This is a genomic window from Microbacterium sp. MMO-20 (assembly GCF_037147735.1).
Taxonomy (GTDB): Bacteria; Actinomycetota; Actinomycetes; order Actinomycetales; family Microbacteriaceae; genus Microbacterium.
Genome location: NZ_JBBCUU010000001.1, coordinates 112,127 through 127,699, shown reverse-complemented (window position 1 = coordinate 127,699; position 15,573 = coordinate 112,127). Strand labels below are relative to the sequence as shown.

General features: G+C 70.2%; 16 protein-coding genes. 6 read left to right on the top strand and 10 right to left on the bottom strand.

All coding sequences use genetic code 11. The features are described from left to right. Nucleotides 1-9: 9 nt before the first annotated feature. Entirely contained in the window at nt 10-306 is a 297-nt protein-coding gene (locus tag WFI52_RS00690) for a Dabb family protein (RefSeq protein ID WP_336625490.1), read from the bottom strand. Beyond that, the gene (locus WFI52_RS00685) at nt 303-623 is read right to left on the bottom strand and encodes a glutaredoxin family protein (protein WP_442927655.1); all 321 of its coding nucleotides are present in this window, start codon (nt 621-623) and stop codon (nt 303-305) included. Before WFI52_RS00685 ends, WFI52_RS00690 begins: the two co-directional genes overlap by 4 nt. A 174-nt stretch (nt 624-797) precedes the next feature. Between WFI52_RS00685 and WFI52_RS00680 the strand changes: the two genes are divergently transcribed. After that, on the top strand, nt 798-2,600 hold the full coding sequence (locus WFI52_RS00680; RefSeq protein ID WP_336625492.1) for a sigma-70 family RNA polymerase sigma factor: 1,803 nt from the start codon (nt 798-800) through the stop codon (nt 2,598-2,600). 76 nt (nt 2,601-2,676) lie between these two features. Here the strand turns inward: WFI52_RS00680 and WFI52_RS00675 are convergent, their stop codons facing one another. From WFI52_RS00675 to WFI52_RS00665, 3 genes are all read right to left on the bottom strand, one after another. Then, nucleotides 2,677-2,775 carry a 30S ribosomal protein bS22 gene (locus WFI52_RS00675; RefSeq protein WP_003792170.1) on the bottom strand — a complete coding sequence of 33 codons (99 nt, stop codon included), beginning with the start codon at nt 2,773-2,775 and terminating at the stop codon, nt 2,677-2,679. Between the two features lie 82 nt (nt 2,776-2,857). Further along, on the bottom strand, nt 2,858-3,049 hold the full coding sequence (locus WFI52_RS00670) for a helix-turn-helix domain-containing protein (protein ID WP_336625493.1): 192 nt from the start codon (nt 3,047-3,049) through the stop codon (nt 2,858-2,860). A 142-nt stretch (nt 3,050-3,191) separates the two neighbouring features. Beyond that, nucleotides 3,192-3,599 (bottom strand): ArsR/SmtB family transcription factor, encoded by a 408-nt coding sequence (locus WFI52_RS00665; protein WP_336625494.1) that lies wholly within the window; start codon nt 3,597-3,599, stop codon nt 3,192-3,194. 98 nt (nt 3,600-3,697) lie between these two features. On the opposite strand from WFI52_RS00665, the gene WFI52_RS00660 reads away from it, so the two are divergent. The 3 genes from WFI52_RS00660 to WFI52_RS00650 all read left to right on the top strand — a co-directional run bounded on the left by WFI52_RS00660 (nt 3,698) and on the right by WFI52_RS00650 (nt 7,004). Then, on the top strand, nt 3,698-5,140 hold the full coding sequence (locus WFI52_RS00660) for a TrkH family potassium uptake protein (RefSeq protein ID WP_336625495.1): 1,443 nt from the start codon (nt 3,698-3,700) through the stop codon (nt 5,138-5,140). Further along, nucleotides 5,133-5,804: a potassium channel family protein gene (locus tag WFI52_RS00655; RefSeq protein ID WP_215485830.1), complete on the top strand. Its 672-nt coding sequence runs from the start codon at nt 5,133-5,135 to the stop codon at nt 5,802-5,804. The genes WFI52_RS00660 and WFI52_RS00655 overlap by 8 nt, the downstream gene beginning before the upstream one ends. 222 nt (nt 5,805-6,026) lie before the next feature. Beyond that, entirely contained in the window at nt 6,027-7,004 is a 978-nt protein-coding gene (locus WFI52_RS00650; protein WP_336625496.1) for a hypothetical protein, read from the top strand. 170 nt (nt 7,005-7,174) lie between these two features. On the opposite strand, the gene proC is transcribed toward WFI52_RS00650, so the two are convergent. Continuing rightward, entirely contained in the window at nt 7,175-8,005 is an 831-nt protein-coding gene (proC, locus tag WFI52_RS00645; RefSeq protein WP_336625497.1) for a pyrroline-5-carboxylate reductase, read from the bottom strand. Between the two features lie 72 nt (nt 8,006-8,077). Between proC and WFI52_RS00640 the strand changes: the two genes are divergently transcribed. Next, nucleotides 8,078-9,190: an alpha/beta hydrolase gene (locus WFI52_RS00640; protein WP_336625498.1), complete on the top strand. Its 1,113-nt coding sequence runs from the start codon at nt 8,078-8,080 to the stop codon at nt 9,188-9,190. Between the two features lie 13 nt (nt 9,191-9,203). Here the strand turns inward: WFI52_RS00640 and WFI52_RS00635 are convergent, their stop codons facing one another. Next, on the bottom strand, nt 9,204-9,635 hold the full coding sequence (locus WFI52_RS00635; RefSeq protein ID WP_336625649.1) for a nucleoside deaminase: 432 nt from the start codon (nt 9,633-9,635) through the stop codon (nt 9,204-9,206). Between the two features lie 123 nt (nt 9,636-9,758). Between WFI52_RS00635 and upp the strand changes: the two genes are divergently transcribed. Next, nucleotides 9,759-10,391, top strand: a complete 633-nt coding sequence (gene upp, locus WFI52_RS00630; protein ID WP_336625499.1) for a uracil phosphoribosyltransferase — start codon at nt 9,759-9,761, stop codon at nt 10,389-10,391. An 8-nt stretch (nt 10,392-10,399) separates the two neighbouring features. Here upp and WFI52_RS00625 read toward each other — a convergent pair whose 3' ends face one another. The 3 genes from WFI52_RS00625 to WFI52_RS00615 form a co-directional block, all read right to left on the bottom strand. Then, a complete protein-coding gene (locus WFI52_RS00625) occupies nt 10,400-11,401 on the bottom strand; it encodes a magnesium and cobalt transport protein CorA (RefSeq protein WP_336625500.1) in 1,002 nt (333 codons plus the stop codon). Nucleotides 11,402-11,644: 243 nt separating this feature from the next. Further along, nucleotides 11,645-11,944: a DUF3467 domain-containing protein gene (locus tag WFI52_RS00620; RefSeq protein ID WP_336625501.1), complete on the bottom strand. Its 300-nt coding sequence runs from the start codon at nt 11,942-11,944 to the stop codon at nt 11,645-11,647. Between the two features lie 74 nt (nt 11,945-12,018). After that, complete coding sequence (locus tag WFI52_RS00615; RefSeq protein WP_336625502.1) at nt 12,019-15,561, bottom strand: TM0106 family RecB-like putative nuclease; 3,543 nt, start codon at nt 15,559-15,561, stop codon at nt 12,019-12,021. Nucleotides 15,562-15,573 lie beyond the last annotated feature (12 nt).

Sequence of the window (15,573 nt, the reverse complement as noted above, 5' to 3'; positions counted from 1 at the left end):
GCGCGGGCGTCAGATGACGAAGTCGACGGCCACTCGGTCGGCGACGACGGACCGCACATACGCCACCACGACCTGATGGTCGGGGTGGGTCTGGTACGCGTCGAGGGCCGCCTGGTCGGCGAAGTCGGCGACCAGAGCGACATCCCAGTTGGAGCCGCCGACGACGTCGGGCCCGACCGAGATCTCGCCGATCGAGGGGACGACGCCCTTCAGCGCGAGGAGGTCCGCCGCGATCTTCTGCGCCTGAGCGGCCTTCTCGGTCGGGTCTTCAGCGGCCAGACGCCAGGCGACGATGTGACGGATCATGCGGGGTCCTCTTCCGGGGCTGGGGCGGGGGTCGATTCCGAGACGGAGATCGCATCGGGCGCCCGGGATGCCGCGGCATCCAAGGCGGCGCGCAGACGCGCGGCATCGAGCCGCCAGTGCGCATGCAGGCGATCGTCGATGAGCACGGCGGGGATCTTCTCCCACCACGTCGCGTACAGCGCCGGGTCGTCGAGAATCGACAGCTCAGCGACCTCGACGTCGCTCTCCGGGAGCTCGGAGATGACGACATCGATGACCTCGCGGGCGACGTCGCACAGGTGGCAGTCGGGTTTGGAGATCAGCGTGAGTGTCGTCACGGCATCCATTCTCCCGTACGCGCCGCGCTCGCAGGCCCCGTGCCAGCCGCCGACCCCTGGCGCTGCCGAGCCGGGGCACCGTCGGCGTCGCCATATAGTGAACCAGAGTCCTCGCAAAACGTCGCTCGCGTCGGCGGACGCGTCGACGTCGGTGGGACGGGGGGGTGAGGCGTCATGAGCGAGCCGGATACGGCGACCGCGAGCGTCACCCTGCCCGAGAGCGACACCGAGCTCATCGCACGGTTGCGCAGCGGGGACAACACCGCGTACGAGACGCTGTGGCAGCGACACGTGGGCGCCGCGCTGCGGCTGGGACATCGCATCGCGCCCGGCGATGCCGCCGACCTCGTCTCCGATGCCTTCCTCGCCGTCTACGACCGCATCCGCGTCCAGGGCGCCGGGCCCGACACGCACTTTCGCGCCTACCTCTTCACGACGATGCGGAACATGGCGGTGCGAATGCACGCCGCGCGCAACCGCATCGAGCTCGATCCCGACATCGAGGTCGTCGACGAGAGCGATCCTCTGCAGCTCCTCCTCGACGAGGACGATGCCCGGCTGCTCCTGCGCTCATTTCGCTCCCTTCCCGTGCGCTGGCAGCGCGTTCTCTGGCTGAGCGAGGTCGCGCGCGTGGCGCGCCCGGCCATCGCGCGCGAGCTGCGGATCCGTCCCAACGCCGTCTCGGCTCTCCATCGCCGCGCGAAGGCGGGGCTGCGCACCACGTGGATGCTCGAGCACCTTCCGCCCGCGCTCCGCGGTGATCCGACTCACGCGGCATCCCGGCTGCCGGATCTTCTGCTCGGAGAGCTCTCGCCTCCGGCGGCCGAGCACGTGCACGCGCATCTTCGCGCGTGCACCCCGTGCGCCCAGGCGCACGATCAGCTCCGGGCCGCGTTGCGCTCGGCGCGCAACCGCTCCCTCGGGGCCCTCGGGTTCGCGGCGCTCGCGATCGTTCTGCCCACGGCGTCGGCCCTCACGCCCGCCGCAACCGCGACCGCCGCGGTCGTCGCCGTCGCAGCCCTCGTGTCGGCTGCGCTCCTCAGCGGTGGCGTGGCGCTGACCGCTCCGGCGCCGGGCGCGGCGGGGCCGGAAGCGCTCGTCTCCCGTGCGCAGGACCAGCCGGGTCCATCCGTCCCGACACCTCACGCCGCGCCGCCTTCCGCTGCCGCCGCCGCGCCGCTCGCCCCGGCAGCAGAGGTGGCCCGACCCCCGGTAGCCGATGTCCCGCCAGAGGGCGACCTGGACCTCTGGCAGCCCGCCGCCGGCGGTGCGGGAGGTCGGCCACAGATGCCCGCCCCCACGCCCGCCGCCCCGGGTTCGCTCCCCGTGCCCGCAACGACCGGCACGGCGCCCGGTGACGGCGTGCCCGCGCCGACGACGCCGCGTGCCACCGCACCCGCGGTCACGACAGCCGCTCTCGGAGCGCCCTACCTCGCTCCCCGCCTGTCGGGCGTCACCGACCCCGCAGCCGTCGTGGCGATCGACGTCGCCGGCACGACCTACGCGGTCGATCCGGGTGCCGATGGCGCGTGGCAGTTCGACCTGCGGATGCTCTCCCTCGACGCGGGCGCGTACCTCGCCTCGATCTGGACCGTGCAGGACGGCGCCGCCTCCGGGACGAGCACCGTCACGTTCACCACTGCACAGCCCGGCGTCGCGGGGTTCCCGGACGATGTCGTGCTCGACCTCGATGCCGCGAGCTCCGCCGGGATCACGTTCACCGTGACGGGACCCCCGTCGGGCAACGTCTGCGTCTGGTCCGACACCGGGCAGTCGGCCGTGATCCCGCTCGGTGAGAACGGCACCGCGACACGACGCATCCGCTTTCTGACGACGGGTGTGTATGCCCTCGAGATCGCCGTCTGCGCCGACGGGGTGCCGGGCCCCGCGGTCGCTCAGGCGTTCTGGGTCAGCTCCGGTGTCTTCGATCCCTGGGACGAGGAGCCGGTCTTCGAGATCGACGCCCCCTCCCTCTGATCTCTGGAGGAAACACGAAGCGCCCGTCCAGACGGACAGGCGCTCGGTGCAGATTACTCAGAATCCAGGGCCGCAGTTACTTCTTGTTGCGGCGCTGGTGGCGAGTCTTCCGAAGCAGCTTGCGGTGCTTCTTCTTCGCCATGCGCTTGCGGCGCTTCTTGATGACAGAACCCACGGAAAACCTCACTATGTCAGGGGTCTGGACGCGGATCGCCGCGTCCGGGAACGGGCACTTCGAAAAATGCCCTCGGAACAGTCTAGCCGACGTCGGCGACCGGCCGTTGCAGAGCCTCGGTCACGGCGGTCTCGGGCACGCGATAGCTGCGCCCGAACCGCACGGCGGGGAGCTCTCCCGAGTGCACCAGTCGATACACCGTCATCTTCGAGACGCGCATGATCTCCGCCACCTCGGCGACGGTCAGAAAACGCACATCGGGCAACTCGGCCATTTTCACTCTCCCGGGCGCCCTGGTCCCCCCGCAGCGCTGCGACCAGCGTAGAGGCTGGCTGCGACGCGTGTAAACCTCTGTGACCGCTGTGACGGGACTACGCGTCTTCTCGGCGCCCGCTGAACGACGTCGAAGGCGTGCGTCAGCGGCCGGGGATGCGCTTGAGCATGCTGTCGAAGGCATGCTTCGTGGATGCCGCGGCGCGCCCCACGAGGTCGGCGGCCGCTGCGGCGGACTCTGGGAGCGTCGTCGCGCCCGGCGTCTGCTCCATGAGGGCTTCGTCGAAAAAGGGGATGAGCCAATCGTCCACGACGTCCAGCGGCGCGGTGGACAGGCTGTAGTAGCGGTGCTGCCCCTCCTCGCGCACGGACACCAGTTCCGCCTCCCGCAGCACCTTCAGGTGCTTGGACACCGTCGGCTGGCTCACTCCGAGCTCACTCACGATGTGCGAGACGCTCGTGCCGTGCTCGTTCGCGATCGCGCGTTCGCGCAAGAGCTGCAAGATGTCCCGACGGGTACCGTCGGCGATCACGTCGAAGATGTCCGCCATGAATGTAGGTTAGCCCGCCTCTCGTCCCGAGTACCATGACAACGATCGGAGCAGGACCCAGCACGACCACACCGTGACCACGCAGCGAGGAGGACGCCATGACGGACGGTTCCGTCGGCGTCCGTCTGGGCCGTCGCATCGCCGGCGTCGCCGGGGCGACCGTGCGCGGCGTACGCGAACTCGCGACCGCATCCCCGTCGCGCTTCGCGGTGCTGGTGTTCTCGACGCTCATCCTCGTGTTCACAGGCCTGTTCTCGCTTCCCGCGGCGTCGGCAACCGGTATCCGCACCCCCTTCGCCGACGCGCTGTTCACGGCCGTCTCGACGATCTGCGTCACGGGCCTGTCCACGGTCGACATGGCGACGCACTGGTCGCCGCTCGGGCACGTGATCGTCTTCATCGGCGTCAATGTCGGCGCGATGGGGGTGCTGACCCTGGCATCGATCCTCGGCCTCGTGATCTCCAAGCGCCTGGGCCTGCGGGCGAAGCTCATCGCGGCGGGCGACACCAACCCGCTCCGTGCGCACGGCGGCCCCGTGAACGAGGGACAGACCGTGCGCCTCGGCGAGGTCGGCCAGCTCCTGGCCACGGTCGCGCTGTCGACGCTCGTCATCGAGGCCGGGCTCGCGGTGCTGCTCTACCCGTCGCTGCTCCTCGGCGGCGTCGACCCGTTGACGGCCCTGTGGGAGGCGCCCTTCTACGCGGCCATGTCGTTCACGAACACCGGCTTCACCCCGAACGCCGGCGGGCTCGCGCCGTTCGCGACGGACTACTTCTTCCTGACGGTCCTGATGGCCGGTGTCTTCCTCGGCTCGATCGGGTTCCCCGTGATCTTCACACTGTGGCGGCACCACCTGCATCTGCGGCGGTGGTCGCTGCACGCGAAGCTGACGATCATCACGACGGTCATCCTGTTCTTCGTGGGCGCTGGGGTCTTCCTGCTCCTGGAGTACGCCAACCCGAAGACGTTCGGCGGCATGGATGCCTGGGACACCACCTTCCAGGCCTTCTTCCTCTCCGCGATGACACGATCGGGCGGGTTCTCCGTCGTCGACATCGGCGAGCTCAACGGATCGTCGCTGGTCGTGGGTTCCATGCTCATGTTCGTGGGCGGCGGTTCGGCATCCACCGCCGGCGGCATCAAGGTGACGACGCTCGCGGTGCTCGCTCTCGCGGTGTGGTCGGAGGCGAAGGGCCGCCCCTCGGTCGAGGCGTTCGGGCGCCGCATCCCCAGCGACGTGCAGCGCGTGGCCCTCTCGGTCGTCGCGTGGGGCGCGACGATCGTGGCCGTCTCGACGATCACGATCACCCAGATCACGGGTGACACCGTCGAGAACGTGCTGTTCGACGTCATCTCGGGCTTCGCGACCGTCGGCCTGTCGACGGGGCTCACGGCGACGCTCCCCGACCCCGCCGTCTACGTCCTCGCCCTCACGATGTTCATGGGGCGCGTTGGTACAGTGACTCTCGCCGCGGCCGTGGCCGCGACATCCCGTTCGCAGCACTACTCGCTGCCCGTGGAAAGGCCCATCGTTGGTTGAGCAGCTGCGCAGTGACGCTCCCGTCCTCGTGATCGGTCTCGGCCGCTTCGGCGCCGCGTGCGCGGGAGAGCTCGACCGCCTCGACCGCGAGGTGCTCGCGATCGACGACAACCTCGAGCTCGTGCAGAAGTGGTCCGAGCGCGTCACGCACACCGTGCAGGCGGATGCCAAGAACATCGACGCCCTCAAGCAGATCGGCGCGCAGGACTTCCAGGTCGCTGTCGTCGCGGTCGGGTCGTCGATCGAGGCATCCGTGCTCATCACCGCCAACCTGGTCGATCTGAAGGTCCCGCAGATCTGGGCCAAGGCGGTGTCGCAGAGCCACGGAAAAATCCTCGCCCGCGTCGGTGCCAACCACGTGATCTATCCCGAGCGCGAGGCCGGCGAGCGCGTCGCGCACCTCGTCTCGGGGCGCATGCTCGACTTCATCCGGTTCGACGACGACTTCGTTCTCGCCAAGATGTATCCGCCCAAGTTCATCCGCGGGATCGGCCTGAACGAGTCGGGCGTGCGCTCGAAGTACAACGTCACGGTCGTCGGGGTGAAGAGCCCCGGCAAGCCGTTCCGCTACGCGGAGGCGAACACCGTGGTGACGAACCACGACCTCATCATCGTCTCGGGCACCAACAGCGACATCGAGCGGTTCGCCTCGCTCGACCGCTGACGCGTGCGGCGCGGCGCAGTGCTGCCGCCACCTCGCCCTGCGCGCGAGAAACCACATCCCGCGCCAGAAACCACTGCGGGCGCGGTTTGTCGTCGCAGCGGTGGTTTCTCGCGGGGACGGCACCCGCGTGTCTTCTTCTCCACAGCACGCGTGTACGCGGAGTTGTCCACGGGATGAGGAGTCGGCGCTCCGCACGCGGTCGCCGCGCGCCATGATCGCGGGATGCCAGTGCTCCTCTCCGCTCGGGCCATCGTCCGCCCTCCCGTCCCGCTCCTGACCGCGGGCGAAGCCCGAGCCCTTCGCATCGACGTGTCGTCACGCGAGTACGCGCGCGTACGACCCGGCATCCACGCCTCGTTCGCAGGGGTGTCACGACTCGCACCATGGGAGCGGTACGCCCTCCGCGTCCATGCCTTCGAACTCGCTTGCCCCGGCGCGACGATGTGTCTCGAGTCGGCGGCGGTCCTGCACGGTCTCCCCTCGTTCGGAGAGTGTCGCGACATCCACGTCTTCGCCGCCCATCGCAGCGCATCCCGACGATTCGGCGACGTCAGCGTGCACACGAGCGTCGACCCGCGCGAGGTCGTCGAGATCGCCGGGGTGCGCGTCACGTCTCTGCTCGACACCGTCGTCGACCTCGCACGAGCGTTGCCGCCCGCGCAGGCGCTCGCCGTCCTGGATGCCGCGACGTCGCCCGCGCAAGGGGGCGCTGTGACCCGCGATGAGGTCCGCCAGCGAGCCACGCAGCGCGCCGATCAGCGCGGCGCGCGCCAACTCGCGTGGGTGCTCGATACGGCCGACCCGCTCGCGGAGTCGCCGGGGGAATCGGTCAGCCGTGCCGTGATCCTCTGGAGCGGATTCGAGGTGCCTCTCCTGCAGCAGGATTTCCACTACGAAGGCGTGCACGATCGCGTCGACTTCCTGTTCCCCAGCAACGGCGCAATCGGCGAGAGCGACGGCTGGGGCAAATACGACCTGGCTGACCCCGAGGCGGCCAAACGCCACCTGACGAACGAGAAGCGGCGCGAAGATCGGCTCCGGCGGAACCGGCACCCCTTCGGTCGGTGGGACTACGCCGGTGCGGTGCGGGTCGGCCCGCTCACCGAGGCCCTGGAGAGCGCCCAGGTGCGCAGGGTAGGCGCACCTGATCGCGCCCGCCTCGCCACGCTTCAGCGGACGCCCCGCTCGCGGGGACGGTAGCGCGCGCTCCTGACGCGATCACGCCGCAGTCGGCGCACACACGAGAAACCACGTGGACGCCGAGAAACCACCGCTGCCGTGGTTTCTCGCGCGGCGCTTGGTTTCTCAAGGGAATGGCGGCCACGGCTCGGCCGACGAGGACCGCCGCGTCGCTCGACCGCTGAGGCGGATCAGGCGCCGGCGGCGAGTTCGCGGGCGCGGGCGAGCGCGGCGTCGGTCGCCTCGGCGAAGATTCCCGCGAGGTTCGCCCCCTCCAGCACCGCGACCGCGCGCTCGGTCGTGCCCTTGGGACTCGTGACCTGGCGACGGAGTTCGGCCGGATCCTCCCGCGTGGCATCCAGCAGCGCCGCGGCCCCGATGAAGGTCTGCTCGGCCATCAGCCGGGCGTCGGCGTCGGAGAATCCCTTGCCCCGGGCTGCCTCGGTGAGCTCTTCGATGAGGAGGAAGACGTAGGCGGGGCCCGATCCTGAGATCGTGGAGAGCGCGTCGATCTGCCCCTCCGGGACCTCGATGACCGCTCCGCACGTCTCGAACAGCGCCCGCACGAGTGCGAGGTCGCCGTCGGATGCCGCGGATCCCCGCGCCAGTCCCGTGACCGCCTTGCCGACGACCGCGGGGGTGTTGGGCATCGCGCGGATGACGGGCACTTCTTCCCCCACGATCGACTCGAACGTCGCGAGGGTCACGCCGGCCGCGAGGCTCACGACGATCGTGCCGGGCCGCAGCGCGGGAGCGATCTCTCGCAGCAGGTCGGGCACCATCACCGGTTTGACCCCGATGAGGACGACGTCGGAGTCGGCAGCCGCCCGGAGGTTGGCCCCCGCGTCCGCCTCGAGGGCGATACTCGTCACGCCCTCCCCCGCGAGCTCCGACGCCTTGGTCTGGGTTCGGTTGGTGACCGTGAGCTGGGGCGCGAGGCCGGAGCGGGCGAGGCCGTGCGCGATGGCACCGCCCATCGAGCCGGCACCGAGGATCGCGATCGGGGGGAGCGTCTGGGGCATACCGCCATCCTACGAGCGCCGTGGAAAATGAGACTCGGTTCAGGTGAAAGACGACGGCGCTAGGATGCCGCTATGACGCTCTTCGACGGCATCTCCGCACGGCTGATCGACACCGACCGACTGACCGTGAACATCCTCGAGCGCGACGGTGACGACCCTGCCGCGCCGGCGGAGAGCACGGTCGTGCTCATCCACGGGAACGTGTCGTCGAGCCTGTTCTGGCAGGAGCTCATGCAGGATCTGCCGAGCGATCTGCGCGTCATCGCGATCGACCTGCGCGGGTTCGGAGGAACCGAGAGCCTTCCCGTCGACGCGACCCGCGGCGTCCGCGACTTCAGCGATGACGTCCACGCGACGCTCCGCGCCCTCGGACTCGACACCGCCCATCTGGTCGGGTGGTCGATGGGCGGCGGCGTCGTCATGCAATACGCGCTCGACCACCCGGCGCTCAGCCTGACCCTGCAGGCCCCCGTCTCGCCGTACGGCTTCGGCGGTACGCGCCGAGACGGCACGCGCCTCACCGACGACGACGCCGGCTGCGGCGGCGGTGGCGCGAACCCGGACTTCGTGCAGCGTCTGACCGATCGCGACGCGAGCGACGCGGCGCCCACGTCGCCGCGGAGCGTCTTCCGTTCCGGCTACGTCGCGCCCGGCTACACGAGCGAACACGAGGACACGTGGGTCGAGTCCATGAACACGACCTCCACCGCCGAGGGCAACTATCCCGGCGACGGCGTCGACAGCCCGAACTGGCCCGGCTTCGCCGCCGGCACGATCGGGGTGCTCAACACGATGGTGCCGCGCTACTTCGACACGTCGGGGGTCGTCAACATCGCCGCGAAGCCGCCGATCCTGTGGGTCCACGGCTCGGCGGACGCCATCGTGTCCGACGCCTCGTTCTTCGACCTCAACCACCTCGGCGCCCTGGGTGTCATCCCCGGGTGGCCGGGTGAGGAGGTGGCTCCCGCCCAGCCGATGGTGTCGCAGACCCGCGACGTGCTGGAGGCCTACCGCGCGGCGGGAGGAGAGGTCACCGAGGTCGAACTCGAGGGGGTCGGACACTCGCCGCATCTCGAGCGCCCGGCCGAGTTCCGCCGCGCGCTGCTCGAACGGATCGGATACATCGGCCGCCCGGCCGACCCTGCTCCGCCCACCGAGGCGATCATCTTGAGCTCTTCGGACTGATCGCGCCGACCGGTCAGCGGCGGGCGTCGAAGAAGGCGCGCAGCACCGCTTGCGCCTCGGACTCGTGGATGCCGCCGACGACTTCCGCGCGCACGGGGAGGCGCCGATCGCGGAGCACGTCGTACACCGATCCGGCAGCGCCCGCCTTTTCGTCCCACGCACCGAAGACGACGCGGCCGACGCGCGCCTGCAGGATCGCTCCGGCGCACATGAGGCACGGCTCGAGAGTCACGACGAGCGTGCAGCCCTCGAGATTCCATGATTCGGCGGATGCCGCTGCAGCGCGCAGCGCGACGACCTCCGCGTGGGCCGTGGGGTCACCTGTCGCTTCGCGCAGGTTCAGGCCCTCACCGAGAACCGTGCCCGCGGCATCCACGACGACAGCGCCCACCGGGATCTCACCGGCCGCCGAGGCCCGCGCGGCCAGCTCGAGCGCGCGGCGCATCGCCGCGTCGTCGCTCGGTCTCGGGGGAAGGGTCACACCCTCAGCGTACGGGCCGACTCTTCGAGGAGCATTCGCGCGCGCGGGAACCGCGCGGCAGCGGCCCGGCGCCGTAGGCTGAACACCATGCGCGTGCACGTGGCCGACCATCCCCTCATCACCCACAAACTGACGGTGCTGCGCGACGAGCGCACCCCGTCGCCGGTGTTCCGGCAGCTCACCGAGGAGCTCCTGACCCTCCTCGCCTACGAGGCGACGCGCAACGTGCGCGTCGAGGTGATCGAGATCCAGACCCCCGTCACGACCACGAAGGGCGTGCGGATCTCCGAGCCGCGCCCGCTCGTCGTGCCCATCCTGCGCGCCGGGCTCGGCATGCTCGATGGGATGGTGAAGCTTCTCCCCACGGCCGAGATCGGCTTTCTCGGGATGGCGCGCAACGAGGAGACCCTGCAGCCCTACACCTACGCCGAGCGCCTGCCCGAGGACCTCAGCGACCGGCAGTGCTTCGTCCTCGACCCGATGCTCGCGACCGGCGGGTCGCTGGGCGCAGCGATCGACTTCCTCTTCGCGCGCGGTGCACAGGACGTCACCGCGATCTGCATCCTCGGCGCCCCGGAGGGCGTCGCGGCAATCCAGGAGCAGGTCGGCGACCGCGACGTGACCCTCGTGCTGGGTGCGCTCGATGAGCGCCTCAACGAGAAGGGCTACATCGTGCCCGGCCTCGGCGACGCGGGTGATCGCCTGTACGGCACCGTCTGAGCCGCCGCTCAGAGCCAGCGGCGACGCTTGAAGATCAGGTAGAGCACGGTCGGGAATGCCACCATCACTGCGAGGGCGACCGGATAGCCGTACTCCCAATGCAGTTCCGGCATGATGTCGAAGTTCATGCCGTAGACCGTGCCGATGAGCGTGGGCGCGAAGATGATCGCCGCCCATGACGAGATCTTCTTCACCTGCTCGTTCTGCTGCAGGTTCACCTCGGTCTGGCGCCGTGCGACGAGCGCGGAGTGCACCGTGAGCGCCTTGTCGAGCACGGCGCGGAACCCGTCGATGCGCTCGGTGACGCGGATCGCGTGATCCTGCACGTCCCGCAGGCGCCGCTGCAGCTCGATGTCGACGTGGTAGACGTCGTGGCCGCGCTGCAGCCACTCGATGATCCCGACGAGCGGGTGGGTCGCGCGGGTGAACCGGATGAGCTCGCCGGACAGCTCGTAGATGCGCCGCGAGAGCGCGTCGTCGTCGGAGTCGCCGAACAGAGCGTCCTCGATCTCGTCGATGTCGTTCTCGATACCGGCGACCACGGGCTCGTACTCGTCCACCATTCGGTCGAGCACCGCGTAGAGCACCGCCTCCGAGCCCAGGGCGAGGAGTTCGGGCTGCTGCTCCAGCCGACGACGGACGGATGCCATGTCGGGAGACTCCGCGTGGCGGATGGTGATCAGGAAGTCAGGCCCCGCGAACAGGTGCAGTTCCCCGATGTCGAGCCGCTCGCGAACGTCGTCGTAGCGAGCGGGGCGGAGCACGACGAAGAGAGTGTCGCCGTAACGCTCGACCTTGGAGCGCTGGTGGCCGACCGCGGCATCCTCGATCGCGAGCGGATGCAGGTCGAACTCGGCCGCGACGGACGCAAGCTCGGCCGCCGTGGGCCGATACATTCCGATCCAGGCGAAGCCCTCGTGGGTCTCCTGCAGGGTGTACGTCTCGTCGAGGGAGCGCGGCGTCGCGACTCGGCGGCCGCCCACGTAGATGGCGTTGTCGATGAGGGTCATGTTGTCTCCGTATGCGCGGGCGCCCGGGTCGCGGACGCACGGAAAGATCGCGCACGCCGGTGGCGTGCGCGCAGATGCGCCGCGGGTCGGCGACAGCTCAGCGCACGAAGACGCGAGCGGCGGACACCGCGGCGCGCGGACTATCGTCTGCCATGGTCGTCACCGCCTTCGCTCGTCGGCGCCGCGGGAAGCATCGGAGCGGATGCGCAGCGCCTCGGCGAGTATACGCCTCGACGGTGACCGCTAGCCGTCCGTGCGGCGCCCGGTCTCCTGCTCCCAGAACTCGAGCTGCTGCGTCAGCGCCTTGGCGAGCTCGAACACCTGCTGCGGGGGGATCCGCACCCGCTGTACGACGCGGCCGGGCACGACCGTGACGGGGTTGCCGTCGGCATCCGTCGCCGCCTGCGGGGGGCGGGCGAGCGAGACGAAGTCCATCACGAACACGTCGGGGGTGTGCCACACGTTGGCGAAGTCGGCATAGCTGCCGGGCACGACCTCCGGCGGCAGGTCGATCTCGAACTGGCGCGGTGCGTCGTCGCTCATGGGGCGAGTCTAGGGCGGATGCCGGGGTCGTGGCAGGCGCGGAGGTTGTGGCGGGCGCTCGGCTCGTCGAGGCGTCAGGCCGCGCCGACGAGGCGCGCGAAGGCGCTCAGCCGGGCCACTCCCTCGGGAGTGCGCGGCAGATCATCGAGGAGGCCCGTCGCATAGACGACGTACGCGGTGTGCTCCGCCCGCGAGACTGCGACGTTGAGACGGTTCTGCAGCAAAAGGAACTCGAGGCCGCGCGGGGCATCGCGACCCGACGACGCGGCGAGCGACACGATCGCGACCGCCGCCTCCTGCCCCTGGAACTTGTCGACGGTGCCGACGGGAACCCGATCGAAGCCTGCGGCCGTGAGCGCTTCTTCGACCGTGACCTGTTGCGCGTTGTACGGCGTCACGACGATGAGATCGCTCTGCGCGAGCGGGCGCGCGGGGGCATCCGCTTCCGGCGTCCACTCCCGCCCGACGAGGTCGCGCACCAGCGCGACGACGACCGCGGCCTCCTCCGGCGACGCCGTGGCATTGCCGGAGTGGCCGAGAGGCACGGCGCACACGCCCGGCTCGACGCCGTCGAGACGGCGCGCTGACGTCGCCGGATGCGCCGCAAGCCGCCCCTCGTACGAGAGTTCCGAGACGGGTGCGGCGACCTCCGGGCGCATCCGCCGCGTCTGCGCGAGGAAATAGCCGCGACCGTCGGGGATGACAGCGGCACCGTCCATGACCCATCCGAGCGCCGATGTGTCGACCGGTTCCGGATGAGTGCCCTGACTTACCTGCGGGAGTTGCTGCGGATCGCCGAGCAGCAGCAGGCGGTCGGCGGCGACGGAGACCGCGATCGTGGATGCGAGGGAGAACTGCCCCGCCTCGTCGATGACGAGGAGGTCGAGGCTGCCCCGGGGCACGCGCCCGGGGTGGCTGAGATCCCACGCGGTGCCGCCGATCACGAAGCCTTCGGGGTGCTCGGCGGCGAAAGCCCCGTAGCCGTCCTTCGCGATCGCCGTGAACGGCGGTGCGTCGCCGCCTGAACTCGCCTTGAGCGCCTTCGCGACCTGCGTAGCCGGCAGACCGGCTGCGACGACGCGCTCGAGCATGTTCTCGACGACGGCGTGCGACTGCGCGACAACGCCGACCCGGAAGCCCTTCTCGGCCACGAGACGTGCGATCACGTGCGATCCGACATACGTCTTGCCGGTCCCGGGAGGGCCCTGCACGGCGAGGTAGCTGTGGTCGAGGTCGAGCACGCTCCGGACGATATCCGCGACATCGTCGGCGCCGCCGTGCGCAAGCGCACCCGAGCGGGTGCGCGGCGCCCGGCGCAGGAGCAGGTCGGTCGCGGCATCCTTCGGGAAGATGTCGGATGCCGCCGCGCCGCCGGGCGTCGCGGCGATCACAGAGTCCGCCCAATGATCGATCGCTGCCTGCTGGCTGCCCGCTTGGGGAGGCGCGGGCGGAGTCAGCGCGATGGGGAGCTCCTGCCAGGTGAAACCGGCAACGGAGTTCTCCTCGACGACGACACCGTCGTCGAGCGTCTCGACGACGCGTACGGTGCGTGCCGCGTGTATCCAGCGCGGACTCGTGTCGATCGGGAACGGCGCGGGCAGCTCGTACAGCACGAACGTCGAGGCGTCGGCGGTGAGCTTCGTCCCCGGCGCCAGGTCGCCGCGCAGCTCGACGACGCGCCGCTGCACGCGCGCACCTTCAGGGACGTGCCAGTCGGTGAGCACGCGTGAGCGGTCGTGGTCGAAGACGACGACGTCGCGCGTGTCCTCCCAGATCGACACGGGCTCGCGCAGCCGCAGGAAGTGTGTCGCCCAGAACGTCTTCGCCTCGCGCGGGTAGTAGTCGATGGCCGCCGCGCCGAGCGCGAGAGCCGCGACGGCGCGCTCGTCAGGCTGCGGCGACGATGCGGCACTCGCGGCGAGCCGTCCGAGCGCTTCAGCTCGCGGCGACGGTTCGTACGGGCGCTCGCTCTGGTCGATGTCGGCGGAGGGAACGAGGTTCGCCTCGCGAGCCCGCTCGACGAGCCAATCGCGCAGGCGCCTGGTCGAGACGCAGTCGTACCTGTTGTAATCGGCGAGGTCGTCCAGCACCCCCTGCGCCTGCGCCCCGTGCCCCGCGTCCTGCAGCGCGCGCGCCTCGACGTACTTGACGATCGAGTCGTCACCGCGCTGGACGTCGCTCGTGCGCACCTCGGCGCCCATGTAGAGCGGCTCGAGCTTCTTGATCGAGTACGAGCGCGACCCCACGCGCAGCGCGCGCCGCACGATCGGATAGAGGTCGACGAACACGCCTTCGCGCAGCAGCGCGTCGACCTCCGCCTCACGCACCCCGTAGCGTGCCGCCATCGCGAGGAGGTGCGTCGTCTCGTACGGCGCGTAGTGGTAGATGTGCATGCCGGGGTGTGCCGCGCGACGGAGCTTCACGATGTCGAGGAACGTCTCGAGCGCAGCCCTCTCCTCGGCGAAGCTGTGCGCCCAGACGGCGGTGTACTCCTCACGGTCATCAACCCAGCCGAAGAGATAGTCGATGCCCCACTGCGGTGTCACTCCCAGGGGCGGCGTCTCGGTGTACAGAGGGTCGCCCTCGAAGTCGAAGAAGATGTCGCCGCGATCGGGCCGTGGCAGAGCCCCGATCGCCTTCGGGAAGACGACCTCGTACGTCGGGATAGCGTGCGGATCGGATATCGCGCCGACGCCCCCCGCAGGGCTCTCGAGCTGCAGACGCGCCTGAGTGCGCAGGCCCGCGAACGTCTCCCCCGACATCCGCTCGGGAGCCTCGCGGGCGGCCGCGAGGTCGTCGATCGAACGGATGCCGTCCGCGCGGAGCCGCTCGCGCTGCACGGGGCGCATGCCGGCGACGAGCAGCAGGTCACGGTGGGCGACGACTTCCGCATCGCAGGTCGCGCAACGCCCGCATGCGACGACGCGGAGCGCTCCGCGATCATCGCCCCAGGCGATCGCGGACCCTCGCGCCCCGGTGGCGAGATCGCGATCGGCGATGAGGGCACGCAGGCGATCGCGGCGCAGCCTGAAGACCGGCATCAGGTCGCGCACCGCGTGCGTCGACGTCGTCCCGTCGCCCAGGAGCAGTTCGACTCGGGCGCTGCGCGGCACCCCCAGCCGATCGAGCTGATCCACGTATGCCGCCAGCTGCATGAGCGCGGTCACGCGGGCGTGCCGGGCGAGCTTCGTGTCCTGAACGACCCACGCACCGCTCTCGTCGCGCACGAGGAAGTCGGCGAACCCGACGAACTCGTCGGTCGAGAAGACAGCCTGGTAGATCACGTCGACGACGGGGTCCGCGAGTGCCGCGTTCGTCGCAGCGACCGCTGCGGCGATGCCCTCGGCATCCGACGAGCGCGTCTCGGGGAGTTCGACGACCCGCCCCGGCCCGGGGAACTGCGCTCGATACGCCTCGAGCTGACGGAGCTCGTGCTGCGTGCCGAGCCGGCCCGCGCGCTCGAGCGTCAGATCCTGCGGCTCTTCCACGGCACTCACGCGCCCGAGCTTCGCGTCGATCTGGCGCAACCACGCGAACTCGCACTCGGCGGCCGCCTTCAGGTCGCTCGCACTCCAGACGATGCGTCCGCCGTCGCCGTCACCCTCGATGTATCGCATGTCGCCCTTCCG